Raw genomic sequence first — 24,997 nt, 5'->3', positions numbered from 1 at the left:
CTAGGTTCCAAACACGTATTTAACTAGCCATTTGTGCCTGTTCAGAAGAGAAACGATGAGCCAGCTCAGTAAAAAGCTAGATACAGAAAAAGCTAGCATTGAAGCGATCGATACTTGCTGAGCCAGTGAAGGAAACACTTTGGCAAGCAGAACTTTAACAATGTTCATCGGAATTGGGTGAATTAGGTAAATTCCAAAAGAACAAGCTCCGAGGCTTGCAGCTAATCTGCTCTTCTTAAAGTGATTCGAGCCAAAGATCCCAACAAGGAGTAGGAAATAGGCAACCAACACCTCTTGTAAGGAATGAGGTAACCATACCTTTCCAAACGTCGCTGTCAGAATGAACAGAACTAGAAACAAAATCGTTAGGGGTTGTGGTTGTAGCCTCGATTCTGGCTTAGCTAGGAGGCGATGCAAAATTAAAGCGGTGAAAATGTAAGGAACACACCAAATAGCCCAGACGATTTCAACGAGTATAACCCGAGCGATCGCATACCCAATTCCACCAGGTATCCACTTCAATAGGCTAGCAAACGCAATCCCTTCTCCTAGCTGGAATCCATTTCCAGTCGTATAGATAAGTTGGTTGACTGCAATGCCTCCCACTGCGATAACGGTTAGTCCCAGCAGGTTGATTTTGCGATCGACCAAATATTTTGCAACTAGAAGTAAGGAAGTACCTGCTAGCAGAAGTGGCAAAAAGTAAAGCTGATAGGAAGCGCGGCCAAAGAAAACGAGTCCTAATGGATCTTGAAAAAGCTCAGCGAGGCGTTCTGGCTTGTGTGCCGCTAGAAAAAAAATTGCTCGGACAATGAGATAGATAACGCTCCAAACAACATAAGGAATAACAATGCGCTGAATTCTAGACTTCCAAAACTTTGAAGAAAGATCGATAGTTGACTTACGAGTTAGAAAGTAGAAGGCGGTGGCCAGAAAGAATGGCACTGCGAAATAAAAGAGCAATCTGAACGCGATCGCTTCTTGACTGATTGGAAGACCCCAAGTTTCATCGCCCGAATGTACTAACACTACTGCATAAGCAGCCAGCCCACGACACCAGTCAATCCCTAGTAGCCTAGAATTAGTGGAATTTTCTTGAATGCTGAGTTCAGGTTGATTCATACTTGATAAGCTCATCAGATTCTAGCTACGGAAAACAGACATTTGCCTACAAGTGGATACCAGAGTTCAATCCGATCACGTTTATGGTTTGATTAAAAGCCGTTCAGATTTGCGCTGAGTAAAAATCGTCTTCGCCCGTCGCAATTGGCGGTAAGTGATCAGAACAATTAGTGCTAGGCTATTGATTCCAGCTAGCATCAGCAATCCAGAATTCGCAAAGTTAAAGCTTGAACTTAAGCCTAAGCTCATTCCCAAAGCTGCAGTGAGCATAGAAGAAACCATCACAACATGCTTCTGCTCTCTCTCTACTAGCAGCTTCTCGATCGCAGTTCCCGTTACCAGGCCGCTCAGTGCGCCGCTCACGCCTCCCAACCCGGCGCTAAAAACCACTGTTGAGCCAATCACGGTTGCAATACTACTTGAGAGAGCATGTACCAACATTGTTCCTCCCAATACCGTTGCGGCAAACGTACTGGAAGTTGCTCCAACGCGCCAGCCCGAAGATCGCATTAACCAAGCTGAACCCTCTAGCCCAATCGCACTGCCCAAAATAGCACCAAATTCGACTGATGAAGTAGCGATTTCCAATCGTTGTACACCCCAACCTGTAAACCAACCCAACCCCAAGCAAGTGAGTCCCAAGAGCGCTAGTAATCTATAGGAACGCATCGGAGACGCAACTGGAATCTGTACCGTTTGAATTTGAAGATTCAGTGCGTAGGTCGTGGTCAATGTATTGGTGTGTAGTAACAACTTACGGGAATAAAGCTTGCCTGCTAGGAGCCTGCCTGTCTCAATCGTGATCTGAAAGTCGGCGCTGTTTCCCACAAACGTAGTTGGTTCAACCGTGATCCATTGGTAGAGGTCTGGATGAGGATCTTGAGGATGGGGTGCCATTTCCCAATGCCCCGCCAAGGTTGTGTCTGGAATCGGATTGGTGAGCGATACGGTTTGCGTCAACACATCTCCCGACCGTTCTGCATTCAAGACGAGTGTAGATCGGCTCAAGTGTACTTCTGGTGGGCGAATTGGAGACTTAGGAACTGCGGCTAACGCTGCCAAGGCATTTGGAAAACGGTCTTTCAATTTAGGTTCGACCATCTTTTCCAGCCATTGAATCCACTGATCATTCAGCCTAGAAACTAAATGCTTAAAACTGACTTTGTAACTGATATCAACGAGTTCACCAATTTGATCCGACTTCGTTCCTGTGAGTAGACAAATTAGCGTCATGCCCAGCCCGTATAGATCAGAAGCGGCGCTCAACTGTCGATTGAATAGCTGCTCTGGTGGCATAAAGCCCAGCGTTCCTTTTACCACGCTGCTGACACCAACCTCGCCTTCTCCAACACGAGCAAAGCCAAAATCAACTAGATAAACTTGACGGGCGTCATCAACGAGTAGATTTCCTGGCTTGATGTCTCGGTGAATCACAGGAGGAATGCGAATCTGTAGATAAACCAAGATTTCCAACGCCGCGATCGCAATTTGACGAACTTCATCTGGAGCAAAACTTCGGGGCACGGCCAAAGAATCCGCCCGCTTGTATTCTTGAATCATGCAAAACCCGTCTTCGGTCTGCACAGAATCGAGATAACGCGGAATACCTGGATGATCCAACTCCCGCAGAACCTGAATTTCGCGCTCATAGCTATCGTAGTCTGCCCAGCTTTGCGATTTAGCAAACTGAAATTGCTTGATCACAACTTGTTGCTGAGTTCGGGTGTCTGTTGCGAGATAGGTGACACGTCCGCCAGCCCGATTATGTCCTAGTTCTTTCTCGGCTCGATAATGATACTGAGCAAAATTGGGGAAGTTATTCATAATCAGCTTCAAATTCCCTAAACGCTATTGCACAAACAGCGAGTCTTTAAGTCTACGGGAAAACTAGCACCCGCTATTGTTGCGATCGCGACTAAACTTTACAATTCCAAGCCGTTAATTTTTGGACAGCACTCTTTTGAGAATGAGCCATTTCAACCGCCGTTTGAGGCTTTAGCCGTCCAGCCAAACCGTAGCTTACCAGTCCCACTACTTCGCGCATCATCACTCTGGCTTTCTTTTTCGCACTCCACGTTGTAGAAAGCGCACTCACTTGAGGAATTGACGTATAGCCGAAACGCTGGAACACGAGAAACGATCGCAGCATGTGCGGAGCATCAGTAATAAGCAGAATTTTCTGATTTTGTTGAGGCTCCAAAATTACTGAGGTAAACAACCCATTTTCTTCAGTTGTCAAAGAACATTCTTCACCTCCTAGCCTTTGTACAGGAATTCCTTGCTTTTTTAAGTCTTCGAGAATCCGTATTGCATCCAAGCGACCACTTGCAAAGATTTTTGAGGTGCGCCCTGCCCGCCATTGTTGAGCAGCAAGGTCGACTCGTTGATAACGAGAAGGTTCTCCTCGACCCAGGATCACCATCGCATCCACCGGCTCTCCAGCATCTTTTGGTAATGGCAATACGAATGCTTTGAGCGCAAGTTCAACTGTGGGTGGCGCAGTGAGAACAATGTACAGCACGACTGCGATCGCCGTTGGCAAAATAACTCGACGCCGCCAACGGCGAGAAGCAATCAGCCAAAGAACACCGAGCGCGGCTAGAACAATGAAAACCGCCATTTCATGTTGAAGACACAGATAAGATACCTGAACTTTTACAGTATTCAGGATTAATTCTCAACGGCGACCATAGCAGTCTATACAGGGGCTAAATAGCTCAACTAGAAATATATAGTTTTGATGAATTTTGAACTATATTCTGTAATTATTGAGTTTTCTACGTTGATTTACGTAGTATATTCTACGTAGACACAGCCCTGTAGCGAAATTACCTTGGGAACTCAAACCGTAGTGCTTGTTTTTCAGTTTTCGGGAAGGATTGGCGTGAGTCAGTTACTCAACCTTGGCCTGCTTAACCGAAAACTTTTAGGGCATTACTGAGTTTTAGTTTTAGATACGGTCTTTTTAATGGTATGGGCACACCTCTGTATGTGCCTTCGCGTGAAGGACAATTACGCAGGATTGCTCTTACACATTCGTACTAGACTCCAGCAACGCCTTTTTTCGATTCCTGGGTCTTTCAGCGCGCATCCTTGACGGGCGAAATCTTGGTTAGCAGGGCTGTCCACATGATAGAGGGATTTGCGTAGTAACTGATTTCTTCAACCTGATACTCTACATTCTCACCCGCTTGACTCAAAATTAGACGATCTCCTGGTGTAATTCCTTTGCCGCAGCCGGTCATCTGTCCAGTCTTTCCCTGCCCGATCGCTTCAAATACATAATCTGTTCCTGGTTCAAGATGGGTATAGTCATAAATTTTCCTCCGCTTTAAAAAGGCAGTAGCAAAGAGACCAAGTAAATGTCGAAAGCTGGCAGGCTTAGTAAATTGTATTCTTCCAAACTCCATAACATTCCTTATCTACTTTTACAGAACTGCTGATGAACGTAGCATCAATAGCTAAGCGGCTTCATAGTAATCAAATCATTCTTTAGAAACCACACGACAGGAAGACTGTGACAGTTCTCGCTTCCTGTCACCTTGTACTTAGGTAGCGTCTAAAAAATCATGCGTAAGATAATAAATCATCACAAACTACTTACATTTCTAGACGCTTGAACGCTCACGTTCTTCAAGAAAAAAGCGATTCCATTTCACTCATTGTGTGGGCTGTCCCACCTCGACGGACTTGAATTAATTCTGCACAAATGCTGATTGCAATTTCTTCAGGTGTGAGAGCACCAATCTCTAGCCCAATTGGAGCATGAATCTTTTTTAGAAAGCTTATATTTTCTCCTTGATCAGCCAATGTTTGAGAGACGTGTTGAATACGATTGCGGCTTCCAATCATGCCGATGTAATTCATTGAGTAGGTCAGCAATCTTTTCAGCGCGTTCACGTCTTGCTCAACACCACGAGTTACAAGGGCGATATAGGGAGAGCGAGCACAGGAAATGCTTTGTATCGCCTGATCCATCGAGGTTGTTAATAACGAAGCATTAGGAAATCGCTCAACTGTGGTGAGTTCAGCGCGATCGTCAGTCACAATAATTTGGAATCCAGCGAGATGCGCCACACGCGCTAGTTGCACCGCAATATGTCCTGCACCAATAATTAGTAACACCGGAGGAATGTCGATCGGGTCAACAAAACATCCAGTCGCTGTTAGCTGCGGTGTTTCAATCCATTCCGGCACCAGGTAAGGCGCTTGATCAAAAGGAGTCACGATCGCGGCAGGTTCCCCGCTGTCTAGTGCAAATATGATTTGCTCGACTAACGGTAAAAGAGACTTATCCCATCGTTCCAGCCAAACGAGCATTTGTCCGCCACAAACGCCCTCCGTGTTTCGTCCGGGATCCCCGGAAAGATCGATTTCGACAAATTGTTTTGTGTTTGTCTTCAAAATTTGAAGTGCCTGTTCGCACACTTTCGCCTCTCCAGCACCCCCTCCAATTGTGCCTACGGCTCGTCTGTCTGCACAAATGAACATTTTTGCTCCAACTTCTCTAGGTGCAGATCCAAAGATTTGAGTTACCGTTGCTAAAACAACTGGTTGTTTAGCTAGTTCAACGGCTAGTTGTCGATAAAAATCGCTCACAAGCTCGAAATAAATCATTTCTCTGAAATTGTATCTTTCCTATACTCAATAGAAATGGTTCTGTCGCAAAACTATTCAAGAATTTAGGAGACATCAGTTAACCTAAGCTGAGGGTCATTTCTCCGACATCGCTCTGGACTTACCCATTTCCGTGCATCTAGCTCCTCTCCAACCTGGTTCTATGTCAAGAATACCAGAGTCGCAGTTATCGTCCCTGTTGCATGTACGTGAGCGTGGCAGTGACGATGCATCAAGCTGAGTTTCGATGGCCTTTAGGGTCGAAGTGAGCAGACTCGCTCATGCGTCTCAAGTTGCATCAATGTCCTCATTTTCTGTGTGGCTTGAGGGCGATCGCTTCTATCAATCGTACAGCGATACTTTATTTGCCCTGCACGAGTTGCCACAGGAATTGACCGATTTGACCGATCTCTTGTGTCACCTTGTCAGGCCCAATGCCAATAAACTGCAAGCCAAACAGCACAATCGCAACTAGAAGTGCCGTTTTTACCGTGGCTTTAACCACTTTGACAAGCCATGTGAATACCAAAAACGTAACAACGATCGCAGCCCCAAGCAGTAGCAGATCCATAGCACTATTCGTGGTCGGGTATAGCTGACTTTACCTCAGATCTGTAGCGATGTAGCCGATCGCTTTAGAAAAGTCTGTGTGTCGTAAGTCTGTGTTTTTAAACGTTGCGTTCGTCAAATCTGCTTCTCGAAACGATGTGCCAGTGACGTTTTTCCACTGGTAGACAATCGATCGCAGCGACAGAGTTGTACACCCCAAGTAGAACACCGTCACAAGGCTTAGTAACACTCCAAGCCCAAACTCATGCGTACTGAGAAACGCGCCTGCTGTTGTTCCCCAGAAGAAAGCAGCCCCATAGCTGGCAATGGTTCCGGCAGTAGCGATCGCGACTTTAAAGGCTGGAGTATGTCTAAATCGCGTCAACAGTAGGAGCGCGATCGCTCCAATCACGATTCCTCGCTGAGCTAGTCTAGTGCGCTGTCCGGCTAGGCGTTGAGCCGCGTCATAAAGCTCTAGCGATATTGTATTTGGCTGATGTAACTCGTAGAGCGTGAGATAATCGCGCAGTGCTGATCCGTAAAAGAAGGCGATAGTGAATCCCATTAATGCACCGCATAAAGTCGCAGTGGTGATTCGAGCGATTTGTCCTCGTTTCGTGTTAGGCCATAGCGCCGCCAACGCGGAACAAACGCTCGTTACACTGAGGATGATAGCCAGAACAGGAATGAATCCTGCACTCTTGTCCAGGGGCGGTTGTGAGATCGTATTAAACACGAGCCGAGAAACTGCATCTCCACTAACGAGTGCAACGCTGACCGTCAGCAAGATCAAACCAATTTTCTGCCGTCTGCTCAGACCTGCGATCGCGCCTGTAAAGTTTGCCCCATTCAACTGAGCATTTTTGAAGTTGCACCCTCGAATATCTGCACCCTGAAAGTCAGCTCCAGCTAGATTCTGCCCTTTGAAGGAGCGATTTTGAAGATTTTGATGAGTGAAGTTCGGCATAGCGGAAATTGCAAGATTCAGCCTGAAGTATAGTACAAACGTGTGATGTGTAAGTTGTTACCATCAATCTCAGTAACCAATCCTCAATAACAACGATGAAACTGCATTTTCCGGGACATCTTAAACCGATTTTTGGCATTTTAGTGGGAGGATTGCTCAGTATTCCAATCTTGCTGTACGTTTTGGCGCAATTCTCTCGTCCCCCTCGTACGGATGAGACGCGATTGCTCTTTCCCAATGTGACCTATACCCGGGATGCCATAGCCTTGCCTCGTCCGGTCATGATTCACGTTGTTCGCTTAGATCTATCTGCTCAGAATCTGAAGGCGTTTACCACTCCGGGAGTTCGGGCAGAGCGAAATGGGGCAGAAGTCAAGGCACGAACCGTTTCAGAGTTTCTTAGAGAATTTCGCGTTCAGGTTGCCATTAACGCCAACTTTTTCTATCCGTTTCGAGAAGAATCGCCGTGGGATTTTTATCCTCGTAGTGGAGATTTGGCAAACAATACAGGGCAAGTTGCCTCCAACGGGGCAACCTATTCGTTGCCTCAGTATGATTGGTCTACGCTCTGTTTTTCGGCTCAAAATCGCGCTCAAATCGATGAGCTTGGAGTGTGTCCGGCGGGAACGGCACAGGCGATCGCAGGGAATGATGTATTAGTGAAGCAAGGCAAACCTGTGTCTCTGCCCCCAGACGTGGCAAAAGAAGATAAGCCGTATCCACGCACAGCCATTGCGATCGACAAAACAGGTAAGAAAGTTTGGTTAGTGGTAGTCGATGGAAAGCAGTTTCGCTATAGCGAAGGGTTAACGATCGCCGAATTGACGGACTATATTGTGACCGAATTAGGAGCCGATGCTGCTCTAAACTTAGATGGCGGTGGGTCTGTAACTTTAGCTGTGGAAACGCCAACAGGAGCGCAGGTTTTGAATGCACCAATTCAGACTCGATTGCCGCTTCGAGAACGTCCGGTAGCGAGTCACTTAGGATTTTATGTTGGGCGGTAGGAGCGGGTATAGGATGTGAGCTAACGCAATGTCCAAGCTAAAAACCGCTCGGTGTAATATAGAGCTAGTTGATTACTCACTCCATTAAACACAGCATCAAACGCATGTTCTGCCCACGGAACTTCAATGAATACAGCAGTATTGCCATTTTTGTTTAAATTTTCATACAAAGCACGTCCATATTTTGATTGAACGACGTGATCGCGCTTGCCATAAATCAGCAGAGTTGGTGGCAATTCCGGTTTAACATATTCGTAAGGAGATGCCTGCCGATATAACTCTGGCAACTCTTGAGGAGTGCCGCCTAGAAACGATCGCAAAATAGCCTGTATGTCTAGTGGGTCAGGAGAGGGCGGATCGTCATAGCCAAGGGTCAGCTCTACTGGGCCGTAGTAACTGACGATCGCTCGAATTGGTAACACTTGAGATTGAAAGCCCGTTAATTTTGCTAAGTGCCCGCCTGCTGAACGACCCATCACTGCAATTCTATTAATATCAATATCGTATTCGTTAGCGTGTTGCCGAATAAACTCAAGCGCAGTTTTAATATCTGTTGTCTGTGTTGGAAACTTATACTGAGGTGCATGACGATAATCGATTGCCATTACGGTATATCCGCGAGCCGCCATGTATTGGCTAAAATTCTCATTGGCGGATGGAGAACCAGTTCGCCACGCTCCTCCGTAAATCATGATGATGGTTGGATTCTTACCCGGCTCAATCGGGCGATATGCATTCATCGTTAACTGAACGCCATCAGGACTCGCTACTTGAATTCCTGTTGTTTTACGGATCTCTTGAGTCGGAATTCCGCGAAATGCATCGATTAAAACAAACGGAGCAGGACGCATTCTCGCTTGAGAAATTTGAGTTAAATACGTTTCACCGAGACCTGCTTTCATGGCGATCGCAGCTTCCTGATTAGCTCCCGAAAACTGCGCCAGCGGCAATGCACTGAGGACTAACGCCACTACACTGATCCCCAACCAGACATAAGATCCCCACTTTGACAACAGCTTGAGGGCAATTAACGTTGCGATCGCGTTGAGTCCAATTAGCCAAGGACTTACCTCCGGTGCGCCCACGGCTAACGGCAGCACTGCAATAATGGGAGCGGGCACGACAATCCAACTGGCAAGAAACAGCCCCGTGCAGCTTAATAACAGGGCCGCAATCTTGAGATAGTGAACGTTGAGCAGTTTGTTTATAAGGTTCATAGTCGCCACAAATCAGGTCTATTCTAAACCATCATTTCTTTCCCCAACACTCAGCATCTTCTTAGCCAACTGCTGTTTGACTAAAGATCCTAGCGTTTGCATCGCGTCATTGATGGTTTGTGACCACGGCAATCCACAATTTAACCGGAGACAGTTTGTATAGTTTCCAGAGGGCGAAAACATATTACCAGGAGCCACACTAATGTGATGTTCCAGCGCTTTTTCGTATAGTGCCATTGCGTCAAATTCATTGGGTAATTCTAGCCACAGCACATGCCCGCCGCCGGGTCGAGTGACTCGCGTTGGGCAGGGGAAATACTCACAAATGGCTTGAGTCATGCGGGAAAGCTGGGCTTGATAAGCGCGGCGGAGCTGGCGAAGATGACGATCGTAGCTGCCCGTCGATAGAAATGCTGCTACTGTCAGTTGGGGTGCGATCGCGGTTGTCCAATTCATTGCCATTTTCAACTGTTGAACCTTCATCTGATAGCGTCCTGGTGAACACCAACCAATTCTCAATCCAGGGGACAGCGTTTTGCTAACCGATGCACAATACAACACCCGTTCTGTTGTATCAAACGCTTTAATCGCCTTGGGCCGATGCCCTGACAGAAACGTCTCGCCGTAGGTATCATCTTCAATCAAAGGTACGTCATAGCGTTCGAGCAGTGCCAGAAGGTGCTTTTTCTTCGAGTCACTCATACAACTTCCCAGCGGATTACTAAAGTTAGATACTAGAAGACAAGCGGCAATAGGGCGTTGTTCGAGGGCAATTTCCAACTGCTCAAGGGAGATTCCATCTTTCGGATGAGTTGAAATTTCCAATGCTTTGAGGTGCAAAGATTCTAATATTTCTAGAAATCCATAATAGGTTGGTGACTCGATCGCCACGATGTCTCCTGGTTTCGTCACAGCTCGCAATGCTAAATGAATCGCCTCGGTTGCACCATTGGTAATGACTAAGGCATCGGGAGATAAAGAACATCCTGCCTCCATTAATCGTTTGGCAACCTCATGGCGCAACACTTCACATCCATTCGACGGACTGTAGGTGTGCAGGAGCGCAGGATTTGTCCGCAAGATTTTTCCCATCAACCGATTTAATGCGTCAACAGGCAGCAATTCAATACCGGGAACTGCTGTTCCTAAGCCAACATTACAGGTGTCGCGCATCGTTTCACTGACTCGAAATGCTAGAGAAATATCAACGGGAAGCGTTTGTTTTGGCAGCGTACACTGCTGGGGTTCATCGGGGGGGTTGAGGTGAACGGGCTTGACAAAATAGCCCGACTGCGGACGAGCTTCAATCACTCCTTGATCTTCAAGAGAGCGATAGGCTTCAAGAACAGTCGAGATACTGATGGAGAGTTGCTGATGAAGCTTGCGAACAGACGGTAAGCGATCGCCGTCTTGTAATGTACCTTCACTGATCAACGTGCGGATACGATCGGCAACTTGCTCATACAACGTTGAAGACGGCGTTGCATCAATGGGCTTTATTCTCATCGTTCATTCCTCCGTTAATAATGGCCGATACAGTTACGGGCAGGAAAGACCATAACAGCGACCAAAGAATAAACTGTATCCATCACAATTTAATCTAATTGCATCTGTTTAGACAAGAAAAAATAGCTCAAAATTAACGTTATAGAGAACACAACTACAGCGCTCGAAAGACAGATAGGACAGGCATTTTGTCCTCTGCTTTTTCATGCCAAACACCGGAGAAATGATCATGAAAATTCGACTCGATCAGATTTGGGAAAGTTGGGTAAATGCGATCTCAAACCGCTATGAACCGCAAGTATTACAACGTCGCGATCGCAAGGGCAACAACTACTTCAAAACGTACGATCCGGAAACTCGCAAATCTAATACATTTAGTTCTGAGCAAGAGATCCGGATCTGGTTAGATCAACGTCACTCTAATCTGTAAAAAGCGATGACCGAACAAGAAGCGCTAAACATTGCCCAAACCTGGATTCAAGATTGGAACCAGCACAATCTAGATGCAATCACGTTGCACTATGCTGAAGATATTGATTTTACATCGCCATTTGTCGCTAAACTCGCCAATCATCCCAATGGTAATCTCCAAGGCAAAATAGCATTGCGAGATTACTTTGCGAAAGCGCTAGAGGCTTATCCTGACTTAAAGTTTGAAGTTCTAGAAATTTTAACGGGAGTGGATAGTATCGTCATCTACTGTAAAAGTGTGCAAGATCGATTAGCAGCAGAATCTATAACAATTAATGCACAAGGATTAATTACCGTCTCAAAAGCACATTACAGCGCAGCAGTTTAATCTAACAACGGGACATGAACACCTCTTTAGAGCTTAGCGGAGCCAATCGCACGTACTACACCACCACGTATTACACTACGCTGGCTGAGTATAACTATTGGATGAACCAGAAACTCTATGCAGTTTGTGCAGATATTCCTGACGCAAAGCGAAAAGAAGATTTGGGAGCCTTTTTCAAGTCAATTCATGGCACGTTAAACCACATCTTGATCGGCGATCGCATCTGGATCGGACGCTTCACCCATCAGCCCTTTATCGCTAAACTCGATGAAGACTTGTATGCTGACTTTGACGAATTAAGGCGAGAGCGCGATCACACCGATCAAGATATTCTAAATTGGACAACTCAACTCTCTTCAGAGTGGCTAAATGCACCATTCGCATTTATCAGTACTCAACAACCTGTGAAGACACGGACACGACCCGCTTGGTTGCTCGTGACTCATCTGTTTAATCATCAAACCCATCACAGAGGTCAATTAGCTACGCTGCTGAGCCAGCTTGGGTATGATTTAGGTAGAACTGATCTGCCCTATCTGCCTAGCTTCGACGACTCATGAAGACCAACGCCATTCGCGTTTTAGACAATCTTGGTATCTCCTACGAACTGCGAACCTATGAGGTCGATTCCGACGATCTAGCGGCAGAAAGCGTTGCCCAGAAAATTGGATTGCCTGCGGAACAAGTGTTTAAAACGTTAGCGGTGCGAGGTGATAAACATGGAATTGCTCTTGCTGTGATTCCAGGCAATACTCAGCTAGATCTTAAAGCGATCGCGCAACTATCTGAAAATCGAAAAATTGAAACGGTTTCTCTTAAGGAAGTGCAGCCCCTTACAGGATACATTCGTGGAGGGGTGACAGCATTAGCGTGTAAAAAAGAGTATCCAGTCTATGTTGATGAATTGATTGAGCTTTTTGATGTCATCTCTATTTCTGCTGGTACGCGAGGACTGCAAATTTTGCTGCATCCTAGCGATTATATTCGTGCTGTTAAAGGCGTTGTTGGTATGATTTCGCAGGATAAGACTACTTGAGTGAGACGATTGGATGCGATCGCAAAGCTGTATCTGTATCAAATTTGAGAACAACTCCCCAATCATCCGGGCAGTGAGGCTAATATCGTCGCACAACATTCATTTTGCGCTTTTTACAAAACCCTTGAAGAAGCGTATTTTCGGAGAAACGTATGGCTACTCGCAAACTTAGAATTACTCTTGGTCTTCTCTCACTAACAGCAAGTGCTTCGGCAGCAGTTCTGATGTTGCCAGAACAAACTATCGGACTCACGCCACTTACAAAGCCGCTTCAACAAAATCAAACTCGCGTTGTATTAATAGGTCAGTCGACCTCAACAACTCAAAAAAGCTACACCAATAAGCAGTTTGGGTTTCGCTTCAGCTACCCAACTCAATTGGCTTTAGATAAGACTCGTGAAAAGAAACAGCCACGAGCTGGAGAAACGCTGCGGTCGAGTCTTTCTCTCTGGCCTCAGAAGGTCTATGACAGCATTCAGGCAGGCAAATATGAAGGCGGAACAGAATATCCTCCCAGCATTGACGTTTCAGTACACAACAATCCTAAAAAACTCTCTCTTGTAAATTGGGCCAAAGGACATCAACCCGGAATTCAGAACGTGCGATCGCTGAAGGTGGACGGACAAGCGGGCATTGCATATACGGCAGATGGGCTTTACGCATCCGATAATGTGGCATTCTATAGCCCGAACCGTCAAATCATTCTCTTGAGTGTGGGCTATCTCAATCCAAAGGAGCAACCTCTACGCAGTGCTTTTCGGGATATTGTTGCCAGCTTTCAATTTGTTCGGTAGCAGATGAACTCTCTAGCGCTCTTGACCTGCAAGGCATTGCTTTGAAAAAATGCTATCGATTCATGTTTGTAGGAACTACGGGCACGGCTCAGTCTGTCTGAATTATCTGTCTGAATGAATTGAAGCCTGAGATTCAGGTTTCTCAATCTGGTGAGTCACTGGTGAGTTACTAGAGTGTAAAGCTCAACCAGACTCATCCAATCTACCCTAAGCGCACCGTTCAACACAGCCACATGAACCACTGGATTTCTTACCTACTCCCTCTGGGAATTGGTCTACTAATCACCCTTTCACAATCGCTTGCAGGAATGGCAGCAGATTTGAGTCAACGTTCCATCGCGACGGCACAAACGACTGCGGCTCCTAGCCAAGACTATAAGCTGCTACAGAATTTGCTAGCCGCCAAGAACTGGCAGGCAGCAGATCAAGAAACCCGGCGCATTTTACAGCAGTGGATACATGCAGATGGTGATCTGTTTGCAGTCCCACGAGCGAACACCATTCCAGCAGAAGCGATTCAGGCTCTCGATCGGATGTGGCGAGATGCGAGTGGAGGCCGCTTTGGCTTTGGTGTGCAGCAGCGAATTTGGCAGGAAGCCTTGGCTCAGAATCCAACGAATGTTAGTGCTGCCGTGAAAGCGTTTGGCGATCGCGTCGGCTGGACTCGCACCACACCAGACCCTACGAATTTCATTGCTCCTGACTGGCTCACAGAGCCGGAATTGAAGTACAGCACTCAGGCTCCTCAAGGGCATCTGCCGTGGGCAGGCATTTCCTGGGAAGTCGTCTCTAAGCTGGCTCAAGAGCAGAGCTGCGGCAGTTGCACGACCGACGCCCTATATTTGCAGGGAGATCGATTCATCCGCTATGTTCCTGCCCTATTCAACCGAGTCGGAACGGCTCTCGATACCCCATCATCTGTCAATTCTTGGCAGAACCTACAACAACGACAGCAAATTGATCTTAAGGCACTTTATCCAAATATCTCCTGTCCTGTTTCCACTCTAGATCAAGCGATTAGTCCAAACAGTCAAATTCTGGCTGTGAGCAGCTACAGCTATGAGCGGGCGTGTGTCGGAGCAACGAACAATAGCACGCTGGCTCTGTGGAATCTTCAGCGAGGAACGCGACTCGTTACCTTAGTGCGAGGACAGGCGACGGAATCTTCTTCCTACAAAGGGCAAGCTCAAGAACCGCCGACCCAACCGACTCGAATTGTGGGCGATGTGGCAAATGCGATCGCGTTTACGCCAGATAGCCGTCTAATTGCCGCAGGTCTCTCAAATGGCGATATTCGTCTATGGGCAACTGATACAGGACAAGCCATTCGGACTATAGCTGCTCATTCCTATGCAGTCAGAGCGATTGCCATCAGTCCCGACGCCCAGTTCCTAGCGAGCGGTAGTTCCGACCAGACGGTCAAGATCTGGAATCTTCAAACTGGGCAGGTACGGCAAACCATTCGGCTGCAACCCGCTGATGGAATCGTGCATACGGTGCTGATTAGCCCTGATGGTCAACGAGTTGCTACAGCTACCGACAAAAACAAGCTACAGCTTTGGGAGATTTCAACAGGTCGGCTGATTCGCACTCTTGTGAATGAAACTGTCACTACCAATGATCGACTGTCCATGATGTTTAGCCCCAGTGGGCAAGTGATCGCGATCGCAGATGTTGACCACAGCGTTAAGCTTTGGAACGCCACAACAGGGGCACGGCTGATTACTCTGCGAGGACACCAAAGGGCGGTGCAAGCGATCGCTTTTAATCCCGATGGTCAAACGCTAGCCAGCAGCAGCCAAGACAACAGCGTGCGATTGTGGAACCTAAAAACCTACCAGTTGACCCAGACGCTCAAGGTTGCGGACTCACCGGGTCATCAAGTCATGCCAACTGATGCAGGACATCTAGCCTTTAGCCCAGATGGGCGAGTGCTGGCAAGCAACGCATTGCTGCTGTCGATCGTCCAGAGTGAACCGCTTCCTGCCCAGTACGTAACCAAGTTATGGGAGATTGCAAGCGGTCGGGCTATTAAGACCATTCGAGATGTTTCGACGTTTAACTTTAGTCCGAATAATCGGTTTCTAGTGACTAACGGCCAAACATTGCAAATCTGGCAAACGCCACAGTGACTCCACAGTGACTTTAGAGCGTTTCCTTCGGGGTTGCGCTCTGCGCTAATCGCTTTGCCAAAACCTTATAAAGGAATCGCATCATAAAGGAATTGCATCAAGATTCCAGTGCATTCAGTTGGGGTAGTAGCGACTGAAACGCCCGTCCGCGATGGCTCACCTCATGCTTCATCGCGGCAGGCATTTCTGCAAACGTTAATCCCTTTTCGGGCACAAAGAAGATTGGATCGTAGCCGAACCCGCCTTCCCCGCGTGGAGCCAGAAGAATCTCACCGGGACAAATTCCCTCAGTTTGCACCGCGATCGCGCCATCTGGTCGCGCCACCGCGATCGCACACACAAACCGCGCCTCTCGATCCGGGCGCTCGCTCAATTCCCGCAATAATCGCTCAATCCGATCCGCGTCAGACGTCCCATATCGCGCTGAAAAAATGCCTGGCGCATTGTCTAGCGCCGTCACTTCTAAACCCGAATCGTCCGCGATCGCCCAGTTTCCAGTTGCGATCGCTACTTGTGAGGCTTTCAACGCTGCATTCTCAGCAAACGTTATCCCCACCTCATCGACCTCTATTTCCTCAGGCTTTAGCTTCAATTCCCAACTCAGCCCTTCTAAATACGGTTGAATTTCACGCAGCTTTCCTGGATTTCCCGTCGCAAGAACTAGTACCGTCATTATTATTTTTCCTTCGCGATCGGCATCTTATACCTTATCGCCTTCCCCAATCCATTGCTGAAATGCCTGCCAATTTAATACATCTTGCAAAAGAGTTTGATAGCCAGACACATTTGGATGCAATCCATCTTCTGTAAACTGCGTCTTGCACCACTCTGATCCACGCGCTATCCAGAGGTCAAAGAGATCGAGATAGGGAATTTGGCGATCGTCACACGCCGATCGCGTGGCTTCTTTGTAACGATATTGATCGGCGTGGTTGTAATACAAGCAGTCGAGAAACGGCATTCGTTCTTCATTCACCGGAATCATGCCAACAAACAAAACAGGGCACAAGCGCCGAGCGCGATCAAGCAGGTCTGTCATCTCAGCCCCAAACTGATCAAACTCAGTGTAATTCTTGCCGTCTGATCGTCCTAATCGCGGCGAATCATTTATCCCGACCGATAAAATAATCAAATCAGGAACGCGATTTCGCAACTCGCCCCGGCTCTTAAACTCATCTTCCAACCGATGCGAAACCTGCCGCACTCCATCGCCCCGCACTCCCAGGTTGTACAGCGCGTGATTCGCTCCTCCTGGTGTCATCCACTGCCGCCTGAGCCGCTCAACCCAGCCACCCCCGACCGGATCGCCAAAGCCATAAACTAAACTATCACCCAATGCCAGTATTCTAAAGGAGGCTGGCGGAGCCTGAACTCGGTTGGATTGAGACGGAGAAACAAGGGTTTGCATGAAACCGAATGATTTAAACTAGGGCTACGCTATCAATCAAAAAACGCAATTAAAAAATGTTACTTGACTCTATCATCGTTAACAGAGATCTTTAAAACTTTACATAACGTCGAGTAAAATGTCATCCATATAATCTGAGTAGATAATCTAGTAGGGTGTGGTAGTCACTCACTTATAGACCGCATCACTAACGTTCCAAATCCTATGGCAAAATCTGGCTCTCTCCATAAACGTCCATCCTTTGATACGGTTCAACTGATGCGCCGCGCCGATGATTTAATCAACGCAGCGTCTAACCGTTATCGCATCACTGTTCAAGTTGCGAACCGCGCTAAGCGTCGCCGCTTTGAGGACTTTGATAGCGGTGAAGATCCAATGATGAAACCCGTAATGCGGGCGATCATTGAGATGTCCGATGAATTGACCCAACCGGAAATCATCGGTGAGTAAGGTCTAATCTAGAGTGGGGTGGAGTCTCTTCACCTCGCTTCTTAGATGATCAATCAATCAAATTAGATGTTCGGTTTAAGACGGGAGTGCCTGAGACGATGAAGACCTCTAAGCGACTGTTGATTGGGTTACTGCTGCTGACCTCCATCTTGGTCAGCCGTGTTCACCTATCTGTTGCTAAAGAAGCACCGAGTCCTCAGCTGATACGATCGCAAGACGTTAACTCACCTCATCTACTAGCACAATCGAACGCGACTCCAGCCAGTCCCGCATCACCAGGACGCGTCAGAATTCAAGAGGTTTGGCGACGAATTTATCAAATGTTGCCTGGTCTTCCCCTCGAAAACCAGTATGTCAATCGTGCAACCGGAAAGGTCGATCCGAACAACACGCTGGTGAGCCGTTTGATCCGCTATCACTACTATGGGAAAGGCCGGCCAGTCAACTATCGCCTCGATTGGAAGTTTACTCTAGCTGATTATTTAGGAGTGAATGAGCCGATAGATGTCTCCACTTATCCCGGTACAGACAATTTGAAGCAAAATCCGTTTGAGCGCGATCGCGCCGTGATTGCCAAGCTCGATCGTAAACAGCGTGATGCGCTCATTCAAGCCTTAGTCACTGCTTTTAGTCCCTCAGAGAACGCCTCATCGCCACCGATTCCATCTCCAGCACCGGGACTTCCTCGCACTCCCCTCCGCCAACCTTCTGGTGGAGCGCAGTTATTGAAATAGAACCTCATGGGACGACTGCTTAAAACCGGGTCGGGTTGGCGAGTTGGATGGAACCCAACCGCTGCTGAATTTAAAGGATTAGTGGGAGCAGAGGATTGGGCAGTCGAACTAACCGAAGCGGAATTCAACGATTTCTGCCGTCTTGCGGAGCAACTCAGCCAAACCTTGCAACAGATTGCCAGTGAATTAATGGACGAAGAGAGAATTGCCTGTGAGCTAGAAAGCAGTTTAGTGTGGCTAGAAGTCGAAGGATACCCCACTAGTTACACACTGCGGCTGATCGTTTTATCTGGGAGACGAGCGGAGGGATTTTGGTCAGCCACTGCCGCACCAGAGTTGCTACAAGCGATTCAAACTCTAAGTGTTTTCTAGAGAGTGTTATGCACTTTTGAACCTGGTTATTCTAGGTATTGCTGACCATCAACATGACAAACGCAATCCGGGAAAAGCCAACCAACGCGCGATCGCAAGCTACTGAATTACGCACCGTTGCACGCTTAGGGGAGGGTAGACTGTAGTTTTGCGGGTTCAAGATTAATGAAGGGGACAGCACCCTCGCCTCCTAACACCTGTGGAAATTTACCATCCCATTTCTCGATCGCTTGCTTTTGTAACAGTTCTGACGTTAGAGTTTCTCGCAGCAGCCGTTGGGCTTCCGCTTGTCCTTTTGCGCGATTAATCGTTGCTTCGGCTTCTTGCTCCGCTTCTCGCGCAATATAAACTGCTCGTTGCGCACGCTGCTCTGCAATTTGCTTTTCTTCAACCGCCTTTGAGAACTCGGTTGAAAAATTTAGATCGACTACGCTGGTATCTAAAACGAGAATGCCGTACTTATTCAGGCGTTCTCCCAATGCTTCATCAAAATCCTGCTTGAGTTCATCTCGCTTGGTGATCGCTTCTTCTACGGTGCGTCGCGCCGCTGCAATCTTGAACGACTCTTGCGTTTGAGGCGCGATGATTTTCGATACAATATTCTGCAATGTGCCTTGAGTACGGCGAATTGTGACGACCTGCATCGGGTCTAATCGAAAGTTAATGGCGAAACTAGCCGATAGCTGTTGCAAATCTTTGGTAGAACTTTGGGCAGGCACCTCAAATTTTTGTACTGTTACGTCATAAATATCTGCCTTTGAAATAAAGGGTGGTTTCAAGTGAACGCCTTCTAGAAGCACTCCATCTCTGGATTTGCCTAAAATGCTCAGTACTCCTGCCTGACCCGGATTAATAATTAGAAAGGAACTCAGTCCGAGGGCGACTAAAATTCCTAACACTCCTACCAGCAGGATCGTTTGCCAGCTTGGTTGCTCTTTCATCGGTTGTCTCCAGCAATTTAAGCTTTTAGATTCTAATGTACATACTAAAGTTGCCTAAGAGAGGCCGTTATTCCACACGGAATGCAAACAAGCAGTACTTCGCCAAGATAGGGACGAGGAATGAAGCGAAGCATCACGGCACTTCTTTGAACTCTCGGTTTCGTTTAGTAAAAATCGATTCATCTATACGCTATCTCACGAGTAACTAAACCAGCGCACGATCGTCGCTCAGCAATCTTCACCTTTAACTGGTCAGCATGTTGTCCTAGAAATTTTTATTTTCTAGTCAATACTTTATATTTATTTATTCCAAAGCTGCTGCTAGTGGAGATTATGTAAAGCGAGTGCGCTGCAACAAGGCTTACGGGATATCTGAGTGAAGTAACACTGGCTGAAGTTTACATCAATGAAGAACTTTTCGCTCTGGGGACAGGATTGCTCAACGCCTCAAGAGTCGCAGGGGAATTCTGAATTTTTTCATGCAGTTCCAAAATTTGCCCTATACATTCATATGGCATTGCTTAGGAAAAGTTAGGTGTTGTAGTCCCCCACATCATGACCGGCGAGTTTGAGCTAGAAATATCCAATCTTTATTCAGTTTGGGAGACGCACTACTATGAAATACCTGAAGCGACTATTCGTTGGAGCCTCGGTTGCGATCGTTCTGGAAGCAGGTGCTACTACATTAGCTTCTGCTGCGACGCTTGGACCTCAAGAGATTGTATTTGACACAGCCAATATCAACACTTGGCTCTACAAAGACCCCACAAATCTTACTTATGAAGCCGTGCAAGGGGTCTCTCGTAAGTCATTGAATGACTTTAACAATCAGGGAAATGTTGCAAAGGCAATTCAAGCGCTGACGGATGACAATCGAGAGACTAATGTTGAACTGTGGACTAACGGAGAGACCATTACATCGAATGTAGGCTTTTCTGCCAAACTCGGCAAAAACACGGTTCGGGTTGAAAGTGTGACGCTAGCAGATTGGTCAAACAACAATGGTCAACTCGCCAAAAGCTGGCTCAACGGCTTTTTGTCTGCTTACGATTCGGTTCTGCTGCCTGAATGGAAGAGCTTAATTCCTAGCAAGTATGACGAGATGCTAACTGCTCTAACTACAAAAGGGCTTTATAGCGCTGGCGACCCGAATATTGGCAGTTTGTCTTTTGACACGGATACGAACGAGTTGAAGGTGGATCTGGTGGGCCACCTAGATCGAGCTGGCCTATACATCGACACGAGACCAACCGTTCCTGATTCTCGCGCCAAGATAGATGGTAAGCCAAATCCAAATCGTGGCAAACCGATGCCCAATCCAAGCTATCTCAAGCCCAAGTACGATGCTCGTTATGCAACAGGCAGTAAGGTGTTGGATGATGTAATCGCCGCGATCGCGGCTGGGTCAGTTCAGCAAGGGAAGTATTTCCAAATGAGCGAAATTGCCAAGATCACCTTTAACGATCAGCTAGACTACGCCTTTGCCTTTGCTGCTGCAGATTCGGGTGCGATCGCGGGTGATCGCAATAAGACCACTGACTTTACCTCTCATACGGGGATCTACACTTGGACAAAGAAATTTCAGTCTCCTCCAACCTCTGTACCAGAACCTGGCACGATTTTTGGCACCTTGGCAGTAGCGGGGCTTGCTTATCGGATTAGGCGTAAAGGGGTTGTATCTAAATAGCAGACGGATGACACCTTAGAGTAAAACAAAGCAAAACGCTCGATCAAAGGTCGAGCGTTTTTACCATAGAAGATGCGGATTATGGCGTAATGCTAACTGCTGCGTAGATCATGGTTTATGCGGTTGTGCAAGGTCATCTCGCTATGAAGTTGTTAGCAATACAATATTGGATCAGGAGTGCAGCTATATTCAGATGGTGGGTGCAACACTCCAGCCGGACTCATTTAAGGTTTCGGTAGATAGTAGAGGCGAAACTTGGTTCAGCCACGCTGATGTTGAGCGCTTCTATGTCAAGAGTAACGATCTCGTGATCGCTCGAATGCGCCTACTGACGGTGAATTAAGGAGACCTGCATGAGCGATACGCATTTCGACCCTTCTCGTTGGGAAAATTGGCCGATCGTGGCAGTACTCGTGGTGCTAGCTGTGGCAATGATTATCGATGCATCGAAAGAGACATAAATAATTCCCTGAATAGTGCAAAGTCGCTTCTCGAGAGACGAGCGGTTTTTTTGTTTTTATGCGGAAGAAACTTAGTCTCAGTCGTGTGTAAAAGTTAAGTTCATAAGTTTTTTGAGCATGTTACACATCGTTCTGAAATAGGGTTTTGAGTTCTGTTGTATATCGCGTTGAATAAAGTGATAAAAGCGGCAATCCCTTTTCTAGTACAGCTCATATTTCATTAACTGACAGGGCAGCGTTCCATTGTAGACTGCAATTCGCTGGGATGATTTTAGCCCGATCGACTGCGAGAGTTCCTTATTGCCACTCAGCACAAAAGCTGTCCAACCTTTGAAGCGCTGCTTCAGAATGTCGCCCAGCAGTTTGTAAAATGCTCCTAAGTCGCTGTCTCGCCCCAACCGCTCACCGTAGGGTGGATTGCAAAACAGAACGCCGCTGTCTGAGGGTGCTACTACGTCAGACAGATCCATCGAGGAGAACCAGATGTGATCTAGTACACCGCAGCGTTCGGCATTAACGATCGCTTGCTGGATCACTTCCTCGCTGCGATCGCTGCCCCAAATCGGTGCAGGCAAAAAATCTCGCTTACTGGCTTCTGCTTCTTGAATCAACTGCTCTAGAAGAGCCGAGTCAAAGTCGAGCCAGGTTTCAAACCCAAAGCGATCGCGGAACAGTCCGGGCGCGATGTTGAGTGCCTTAAGACTGGCTTCTAAGGGCAGTGTGCCAGAACCACAGAGCGGGTCATAAAACATTCGCTCTGGTTGCCAGCCCGATAGCTGAATCAGCGCTGCCGCCAGAGATTCTTTTAAGGGCGCAGCTCCGACAGCAGGACGGTAGCCTCGGCGGTGAAGGCTGTCTCCAGAACTGTCGAGGCTAACAGTGCAATGATCCCGCTCAATATGAACGTTGATTCGCACATCTGGCGCTTGCGTTTCTACGTTTGAGCGATCTCCAAACGCTTCTTGCTGCTGGTCAACGATCGCATTCTTGACCTGAAGCGCAGTAAAGTGACTGTGGTTGAGCTGTTCATGTTTTCCAGTGGCATTCACTGCCAGCGTTTGGTCAGGCGTGAGATACTGCGACCAATCAATTGTTTGAATGCCGCGATAGAGGTCTTCTGCATCATGGCAAGGAAATTTGTGCAGCTTCACCAAGATGCGGAACGGCAGTCTTGCCCAAAGGTTAGCGCGGTAGAGCAGAGCGCGATCGCCCTCAAAGGCAACTCCACAGAAACCCGCCTCGACGGACTTTGCGCCCAGTTGCTCCAGCTCTTGAGTTGCTAGCGCTTCTAGTCCCCGCGCAACGGTTGCAAAGCACTGATTCATACAGGCTAAATTCCTATGCCTCTAATGATAAAAATCTGATTCAAGGTTTGTGGTATTTGCAGCGTCTTGCGCTTGATCAAAAGCCACTCGGCAGAAGGCTCTCATTATAGGCCAAAAAGTACGGACTCTACCTTGCTAGGGGTAAGGATAGTCAAGGTGCAACTTTGCTACCTTTACGGTTTGATCGATCGCACTAGTTGAAGTTGCGAGTCTTGAAGACTGTTATCAACTCTTTAAGTGATAGAAATTACATTGCCATTATGTGAAGCAATCGTTTCTATGGAACCAAAGAAGCGATTGCAATCTAAATACTTCTTGCAACGATGAAGACTATTGGATGTGTCGATATACCTTATTTAGTGAGAAAACTCGTACTCAAAGCGTCGGTTTTTATTCTAACGCTACTTTACACAAATTAAGATTTGTGAGTTCTTGATGCATCTAGGGTGCATTCGCCTACATTGATCCTGTTATTTGACGATCGAGCAACTTAGTAGAAAAAATCGCTACTAAATACAGGAAACTACGATACCCAATCTTATGCAACTTTCACTCATTCACCCGGTCATGAATCTGATGCCAATGCTATTAGCTCAATTGAGCGATTCTGCTGATTCTGCCGCTAGCACAGGTGTCTCTGCCGGAACGTTCGTGTTTTCTGCATTCGCATATGTCTTTTTCTCATTTTGCACCTGGAAAATCTTCCAAAAATGCGGGACTGAGAATGCTTGGTATGCCTGGATTCCGATTTTAAGTACCTACGTCCTGTTTAAAACAGTGGAAGATGAAAGAGCCGTTTTGTGGACGGTTCTCAGCATTATTCCCTGTGTAGGAATTGTGTCTGCTGTGATGTCGATCGTGGCATGGGTCAAGGTGTTTCAAAGGCTAGACAAATCTCCTTGGCTGCTGTTGCTCTGCTTGACTGGAATTGGTGCATTTTTCGTGTTTGGCTATGCTGCGTTTGCTTAATGCCGTGATGAAACTTAAATCTAGAAAAGTCATCTTCTCGTTGCTGCTTGCCCTGTTTGCAGGCAGCTCGTTGGCAACTTATTCTGCATCTGATGCAAATTTCCTGCTTAAAACTGTTGAGCTATTAGTGATTCAGCAGATTGGAGCTGGCATCATTTATTTGGTTTGTTTTGCGCCAGATTTACTGCGATTGGCTTTGCCAAGCTCCGAAGGATCGTCGGGTTCACGAAAGGAATCTCACTGAGTTAAACCCGCTAAGGTTAAGTATCTTACGCGATCGCACAATTCCGCAGAAAGGCAATTCATGCCCTTCTGCGGAATTTGATTCAGGATAAATTTTTCCATTGTGCAGAATCTCCGATTCCTTGAAGAAATTGGAGATCCCATAGGTGGTTTCTTGTGTTCAGGTTTTAATGGTGAATGATGGGTGAATAAGCAGTATGCCATTATCTCAGCAGGCTCGGATTAAACGATATTTCTATTGCGCGATCGCGATCGCGCCAATCATTGGCGGTTTTACATTGCAATCGGGAATTTCATTTCTAAGCTGTCCACTAAAATATTGGATTGGCATTCCTTGTCCCGCTTGGGGATTAACCAGAGGATTTATTGCGATCGGGCATGGACAATTTAATCAAGCTACCGCTTATCATTTATTCTCACCAGTGTTGTTTACAGCATTTCTAATTGCAACGATTCATCTGTTGTTAGAACTGATTCTAAATCAGTCGGTTCAGATGTTTTATGTAAAGCTTCTAGCTCAATCTAAAATTCAAGTTTTTCTGTTGATGATGTTGCTTGGCTATCACGGTTCACGAATTTACGAACTCATAACGTTAGGAATACTCCAGAACGATGCCCTTGCTTCACCAGTCGGACAAACCCTTTTTCGTTAAGCCTTTAT

28 protein-coding genes are annotated in these 24,997 nt (G+C 46.9%); 15 read left to right on the top strand and 13 right to left on the bottom strand.

Annotated elements, in window-relative coordinates:
* From AC5JLB_RS13425 to AC5JLB_RS13395, 7 genes are all read right to left on the bottom strand, one after another.
* A complete protein-coding gene (locus AC5JLB_RS13425; protein WP_495874335.1) occupies positions 1-1,122 on the bottom strand; it encodes an acyltransferase in 1,122 nt (373 codons plus the stop codon).
* 81 nt (positions 1,123-1,203) lie between these two features.
* Entirely contained in the window at positions 1,204-2,946 is a 1,743-nt protein-coding gene (locus tag AC5JLB_RS13420) for a serine/threonine protein kinase (RefSeq protein ID WP_495874334.1), read from the bottom strand.
* Positions 2,947-3,037: 91 nt separating this feature from the next.
* Positions 3,038-3,742, bottom strand: coding sequence for a YdcF family protein (locus tag AC5JLB_RS13415; RefSeq protein ID WP_495874333.1), 705 nt, complete (start codon positions 3,740-3,742; stop codon positions 3,038-3,040).
* Positions 3,743-4,202: 460 nt separating this feature from the next.
* Positions 4,203-4,532: a hypothetical protein gene (locus AC5JLB_RS13410; RefSeq protein WP_495874332.1), complete on the bottom strand. Its 330-nt coding sequence runs from the start codon at positions 4,530-4,532 to the stop codon at positions 4,203-4,205.
* A 223-nt stretch (positions 4,533-4,755) separates the two neighbouring features.
* Positions 4,756-5,739, bottom strand: coding sequence for an XdhC family protein (locus AC5JLB_RS13405; RefSeq protein ID WP_495874331.1), 984 nt, complete (start codon positions 5,737-5,739; stop codon positions 4,756-4,758).
* A gap of 361 nt (positions 5,740-6,100) precedes the next feature.
* Positions 6,101-6,310 carry a hypothetical protein gene (locus AC5JLB_RS13400; RefSeq protein ID WP_495874330.1) on the bottom strand — a complete coding sequence of 70 codons (210 nt, stop codon included), beginning with the start codon at positions 6,308-6,310 and terminating at the stop codon, positions 6,101-6,103.
* A gap of 30 nt (positions 6,311-6,340) precedes the next feature.
* A complete protein-coding gene (locus AC5JLB_RS13395; RefSeq protein WP_495874329.1) occupies positions 6,341-7,255 on the bottom strand; it encodes a pentapeptide repeat-containing protein in 915 nt (304 codons plus the stop codon).
* A gap of 95 nt (positions 7,256-7,350) precedes the next feature.
* Here AC5JLB_RS13395 and AC5JLB_RS13390 point away from each other — a divergent pair, with 95 nt between their 5' ends.
* Positions 7,351-8,262: a phosphodiester glycosidase family protein gene (locus tag AC5JLB_RS13390; RefSeq protein WP_495874328.1), complete on the top strand. Its 912-nt coding sequence runs from the start codon at positions 7,351-7,353 to the stop codon at positions 8,260-8,262.
* Positions 8,263-8,282: 20 nt separating this feature from the next.
* Here the strand turns inward: AC5JLB_RS13390 and AC5JLB_RS13385 are convergent, their stop codons facing one another.
* A complete protein-coding gene (locus AC5JLB_RS13385; RefSeq protein ID WP_495874327.1) occupies positions 8,283-9,479 on the bottom strand; it encodes an alpha/beta hydrolase fold domain-containing protein in 1,197 nt (398 codons plus the stop codon).
* Between the two features lie 18 nt (positions 9,480-9,497).
* Positions 9,498-10,985: an aminotransferase-like domain-containing protein gene (locus AC5JLB_RS13380; protein WP_495874326.1), complete on the bottom strand. Its 1,488-nt coding sequence runs from the start codon at positions 10,983-10,985 to the stop codon at positions 9,498-9,500.
* A gap of 229 nt (positions 10,986-11,214) precedes the next feature.
* On the opposite strand from AC5JLB_RS13380, the gene AC5JLB_RS13375 reads away from it, so the two are divergent.
* From AC5JLB_RS13375 to AC5JLB_RS13350, 6 genes are all read left to right on the top strand, one after another.
* Positions 11,215-11,415, top strand: a complete 201-nt coding sequence (locus AC5JLB_RS13375) for a hypothetical protein (RefSeq protein WP_495874325.1) — start codon at positions 11,215-11,217, stop codon at positions 11,413-11,415.
* A gap of 6 nt (positions 11,416-11,421) precedes the next feature.
* A complete protein-coding gene (locus AC5JLB_RS13370) occupies positions 11,422-11,784 on the top strand; it encodes a nuclear transport factor 2 family protein (RefSeq protein ID WP_495874324.1) in 363 nt (120 codons plus the stop codon).
* Between the two features lie 14 nt (positions 11,785-11,798).
* A complete protein-coding gene (locus AC5JLB_RS13365; protein ID WP_495874323.1) occupies positions 11,799-12,344 on the top strand; it encodes a DinB family protein in 546 nt (181 codons plus the stop codon).
* Positions 12,341-12,820 carry a Cys-tRNA(Pro) deacylase gene (ybaK, locus tag AC5JLB_RS13360; protein ID WP_495874322.1) on the top strand — a complete coding sequence of 160 codons (480 nt, stop codon included), beginning with the start codon at positions 12,341-12,343 and terminating at the stop codon, positions 12,818-12,820. The genes AC5JLB_RS13365 and ybaK overlap by 4 nt, the downstream gene beginning before the upstream one ends.
* A 152-nt stretch (positions 12,821-12,972) precedes the next feature.
* Entirely contained in the window at positions 12,973-13,614 is a 642-nt protein-coding gene (locus tag AC5JLB_RS13355; RefSeq protein ID WP_495874321.1) for a hypothetical protein, read from the top strand.
* Between the two features lie 233 nt (positions 13,615-13,847).
* A complete protein-coding gene (locus tag AC5JLB_RS13350; protein ID WP_495874320.1) occupies positions 13,848-15,746 on the top strand; it encodes a GUN4 domain-containing protein in 1,899 nt (632 codons plus the stop codon).
* A 97-nt stretch (positions 15,747-15,843) separates the two neighbouring features.
* Here AC5JLB_RS13350 and rdgB read toward each other — a convergent pair whose 3' ends face one another.
* Both rdgB and AC5JLB_RS13340 read right to left on the bottom strand, forming a co-directional pair.
* Complete coding sequence (gene rdgB / locus AC5JLB_RS13345; protein ID WP_495874319.1) at positions 15,844-16,419, bottom strand: RdgB/HAM1 family non-canonical purine NTP pyrophosphatase; 576 nt, start codon at positions 16,417-16,419, stop codon at positions 15,844-15,846.
* A gap of 27 nt (positions 16,420-16,446) precedes the next feature.
* Positions 16,447-17,154, bottom strand: a complete 708-nt coding sequence (locus tag AC5JLB_RS13340; protein ID WP_495874318.1) for a GDSL-type esterase/lipase family protein — start codon at positions 17,152-17,154, stop codon at positions 16,447-16,449.
* A gap of 204 nt (positions 17,155-17,358) precedes the next feature.
* Between AC5JLB_RS13340 and AC5JLB_RS13335 the strand changes: the two genes are divergently transcribed.
* From AC5JLB_RS13335 to AC5JLB_RS13325, 3 genes are all read left to right on the top strand, one after another.
* Positions 17,359-17,604, top strand: coding sequence for a DNA-directed RNA polymerase subunit omega (locus AC5JLB_RS13335; RefSeq protein ID WP_495874317.1), 246 nt, complete (start codon positions 17,359-17,361; stop codon positions 17,602-17,604).
* A 98-nt stretch (positions 17,605-17,702) separates the two neighbouring features.
* Positions 17,703-18,338: a hypothetical protein gene (locus AC5JLB_RS13330; protein ID WP_495874316.1), complete on the top strand. Its 636-nt coding sequence runs from the start codon at positions 17,703-17,705 to the stop codon at positions 18,336-18,338.
* Between the two features lie 6 nt (positions 18,339-18,344).
* Complete coding sequence (locus AC5JLB_RS13325; protein ID WP_495874315.1) at positions 18,345-18,710, top strand: DUF1818 family protein; 366 nt, start codon at positions 18,345-18,347, stop codon at positions 18,708-18,710.
* A gap of 125 nt (positions 18,711-18,835) precedes the next feature.
* Here AC5JLB_RS13325 and AC5JLB_RS13320 read toward each other — a convergent pair whose 3' ends face one another.
* Entirely contained in the window at positions 18,836-19,651 is an 816-nt protein-coding gene (locus AC5JLB_RS13320; RefSeq protein ID WP_495697032.1) for a prohibitin family protein, read from the bottom strand.
* A gap of 616 nt (positions 19,652-20,267) precedes the next feature.
* Between AC5JLB_RS13320 and AC5JLB_RS13315 the strand changes: the two genes are divergently transcribed.
* Both AC5JLB_RS13315 and AC5JLB_RS13310 read left to right on the top strand, forming a co-directional pair.
* Positions 20,268-21,338, top strand: a complete 1,071-nt coding sequence (locus AC5JLB_RS13315) for an NF038130 family PEP-CTERM protein (protein WP_495874314.1) — start codon at positions 20,268-20,270, stop codon at positions 21,336-21,338.
* Between the two features lie 166 nt (positions 21,339-21,504).
* Positions 21,505-21,681 carry a hypothetical protein gene (locus AC5JLB_RS13310; RefSeq protein WP_495874313.1) on the top strand — a complete coding sequence of 59 codons (177 nt, stop codon included), beginning with the start codon at positions 21,505-21,507 and terminating at the stop codon, positions 21,679-21,681.
* Positions 21,682-21,999: 318 nt separating this feature from the next.
* Here the strand turns inward: AC5JLB_RS13310 and AC5JLB_RS13305 are convergent, their stop codons facing one another.
* Entirely contained in the window at positions 22,000-23,124 is a 1,125-nt protein-coding gene (locus AC5JLB_RS13305; RefSeq protein WP_495874312.1) for a THUMP domain-containing class I SAM-dependent RNA methyltransferase, read from the bottom strand.
* 540 nt (positions 23,125-23,664) lie between these two features.
* Between AC5JLB_RS13305 and AC5JLB_RS13300 the strand changes: the two genes are divergently transcribed.
* The 3 genes from AC5JLB_RS13300 (at position 23,665) to AC5JLB_RS13290 (ending at position 24,989) form a co-directional block, all read left to right on the top strand.
* Positions 23,665-24,093, top strand: coding sequence for a DUF5684 domain-containing protein (locus AC5JLB_RS13300; RefSeq protein ID WP_495874311.1), 429 nt, complete (start codon positions 23,665-23,667; stop codon positions 24,091-24,093).
* On the top strand, positions 24,077-24,337 hold the full coding sequence (locus AC5JLB_RS13295) for a hypothetical protein (protein ID WP_495874310.1): 261 nt from the start codon (positions 24,077-24,079) through the stop codon (positions 24,335-24,337). The genes AC5JLB_RS13300 and AC5JLB_RS13295 overlap by 17 nt, the downstream gene beginning before the upstream one ends.
* A gap of 196 nt (positions 24,338-24,533) precedes the next feature.
* Entirely contained in the window at positions 24,534-24,989 is a 456-nt protein-coding gene (locus AC5JLB_RS13290) for a DUF2752 domain-containing protein (protein ID WP_495874309.1), read from the top strand.
* Positions 24,990-24,997 lie beyond the last annotated feature (8 nt).

Source organism: Myxacorys chilensis, assembly GCF_059505265.1.
This window is presented reverse-complemented; position numbering and strand designations above follow the sequence as displayed.

Excerpts from the sequence above, each read along its gene's own strand:
- AC5JLB_RS13425 (WP_495874335.1), bottom strand. The coding sequence starts at position 1,122 with ATGAATCAACCTGAACTCAGCATTCAAGAAAATTCCACTAATTCTAGG.
- AC5JLB_RS13420 (WP_495874334.1), bottom strand. The coding sequence starts at position 2,946 with ATGAATAACTTCCCCAATTTTGCTCAGTATCATTATCGAGCCGAGAAA.
- AC5JLB_RS13415 (WP_495874333.1), bottom strand. The coding sequence starts at position 3,742 with ATGGCGGTTTTCATTGTTCTAGCCGCGCTCGGTGTTCTTTGGCTGATT.
- AC5JLB_RS13410 (WP_495874332.1), bottom strand. The coding sequence starts at position 4,532 with ATGGAGTTTGGAAGAATACAATTTACTAAGCCTGCCAGCTTTCGACAT.
- AC5JLB_RS13405 (WP_495874331.1), bottom strand. The coding sequence starts at position 5,739 with ATGATTTATTTCGAGCTTGTGAGCGATTTTTATCGACAACTAGCCGTT.
- AC5JLB_RS13400 (WP_495874330.1), bottom strand. The coding sequence starts at position 6,310 with ATGGATCTGCTACTGCTTGGGGCTGCGATCGTTGTTACGTTTTTGGTA.
- AC5JLB_RS13395 (WP_495874329.1), bottom strand. The coding sequence starts at position 7,255 with ATGCCGAACTTCACTCATCAAAATCTTCAAAATCGCTCCTTCAAAGGG.
- AC5JLB_RS13390 (WP_495874328.1), top strand. The coding sequence starts at position 7,351 with ATGAAACTGCATTTTCCGGGACATCTTAAACCGATTTTTGGCATTTTA.
- AC5JLB_RS13385 (WP_495874327.1), bottom strand. The coding sequence starts at position 9,479 with ATGAACCTTATAAACAAACTGCTCAACGTTCACTATCTCAAGATTGCG.
- AC5JLB_RS13380 (WP_495874326.1), bottom strand. The coding sequence starts at position 10,985 with ATGAGAATAAAGCCCATTGATGCAACGCCGTCTTCAACGTTGTATGAG.
- AC5JLB_RS13375 (WP_495874325.1), top strand. The coding sequence starts at position 11,215 with ATGAAAATTCGACTCGATCAGATTTGGGAAAGTTGGGTAAATGCGATC.
- AC5JLB_RS13370 (WP_495874324.1), top strand. The coding sequence starts at position 11,422 with ATGACCGAACAAGAAGCGCTAAACATTGCCCAAACCTGGATTCAAGAT.
- AC5JLB_RS13365 (WP_495874323.1), top strand. The coding sequence starts at position 11,799 with ATGAACACCTCTTTAGAGCTTAGCGGAGCCAATCGCACGTACTACACC.
- ybaK (WP_495874322.1), top strand. The coding sequence starts at position 12,341 with ATGAAGACCAACGCCATTCGCGTTTTAGACAATCTTGGTATCTCCTAC.
- AC5JLB_RS13355 (WP_495874321.1), top strand. The coding sequence starts at position 12,973 with ATGGCTACTCGCAAACTTAGAATTACTCTTGGTCTTCTCTCACTAACA.
- AC5JLB_RS13350 (WP_495874320.1), top strand. The coding sequence starts at position 13,848 with ATGAACCACTGGATTTCTTACCTACTCCCTCTGGGAATTGGTCTACTA.
- rdgB (WP_495874319.1), bottom strand. The coding sequence starts at position 16,419 with ATGACGGTACTAGTTCTTGCGACGGGAAATCCAGGAAAGCTGCGTGAA.
- AC5JLB_RS13340 (WP_495874318.1), bottom strand. The coding sequence starts at position 17,154 with ATGCAAACCCTTGTTTCTCCGTCTCAATCCAACCGAGTTCAGGCTCCG.
- AC5JLB_RS13335 (WP_495874317.1), top strand. The coding sequence starts at position 17,359 with ATGGCAAAATCTGGCTCTCTCCATAAACGTCCATCCTTTGATACGGTT.
- AC5JLB_RS13330 (WP_495874316.1), top strand. The coding sequence starts at position 17,703 with ATGAAGACCTCTAAGCGACTGTTGATTGGGTTACTGCTGCTGACCTCC.
- AC5JLB_RS13325 (WP_495874315.1), top strand. The coding sequence starts at position 18,345 with ATGGGACGACTGCTTAAAACCGGGTCGGGTTGGCGAGTTGGATGGAAC.
- AC5JLB_RS13320 (WP_495697032.1), bottom strand. The coding sequence starts at position 19,651 with ATGAAAGAGCAACCAAGCTGGCAAACGATCCTGCTGGTAGGAGTGTTA.
- AC5JLB_RS13315 (WP_495874314.1), top strand. The coding sequence starts at position 20,268 with ATGAAATACCTGAAGCGACTATTCGTTGGAGCCTCGGTTGCGATCGTT.
- AC5JLB_RS13305 (WP_495874312.1), bottom strand. The coding sequence starts at position 23,124 with ATGAATCAGTGCTTTGCAACCGTTGCGCGGGGACTAGAAGCGCTAGCA.
- AC5JLB_RS13300 (WP_495874311.1), top strand. The coding sequence starts at position 23,665 with ATGCAACTTTCACTCATTCACCCGGTCATGAATCTGATGCCAATGCTA.
- AC5JLB_RS13295 (WP_495874310.1), top strand. The coding sequence starts at position 24,077 with ATGCTGCGTTTGCTTAATGCCGTGATGAAACTTAAATCTAGAAAAGTC.
- AC5JLB_RS13290 (WP_495874309.1), top strand. The coding sequence starts at position 24,534 with ATGCCATTATCTCAGCAGGCTCGGATTAAACGATATTTCTATTGCGCG.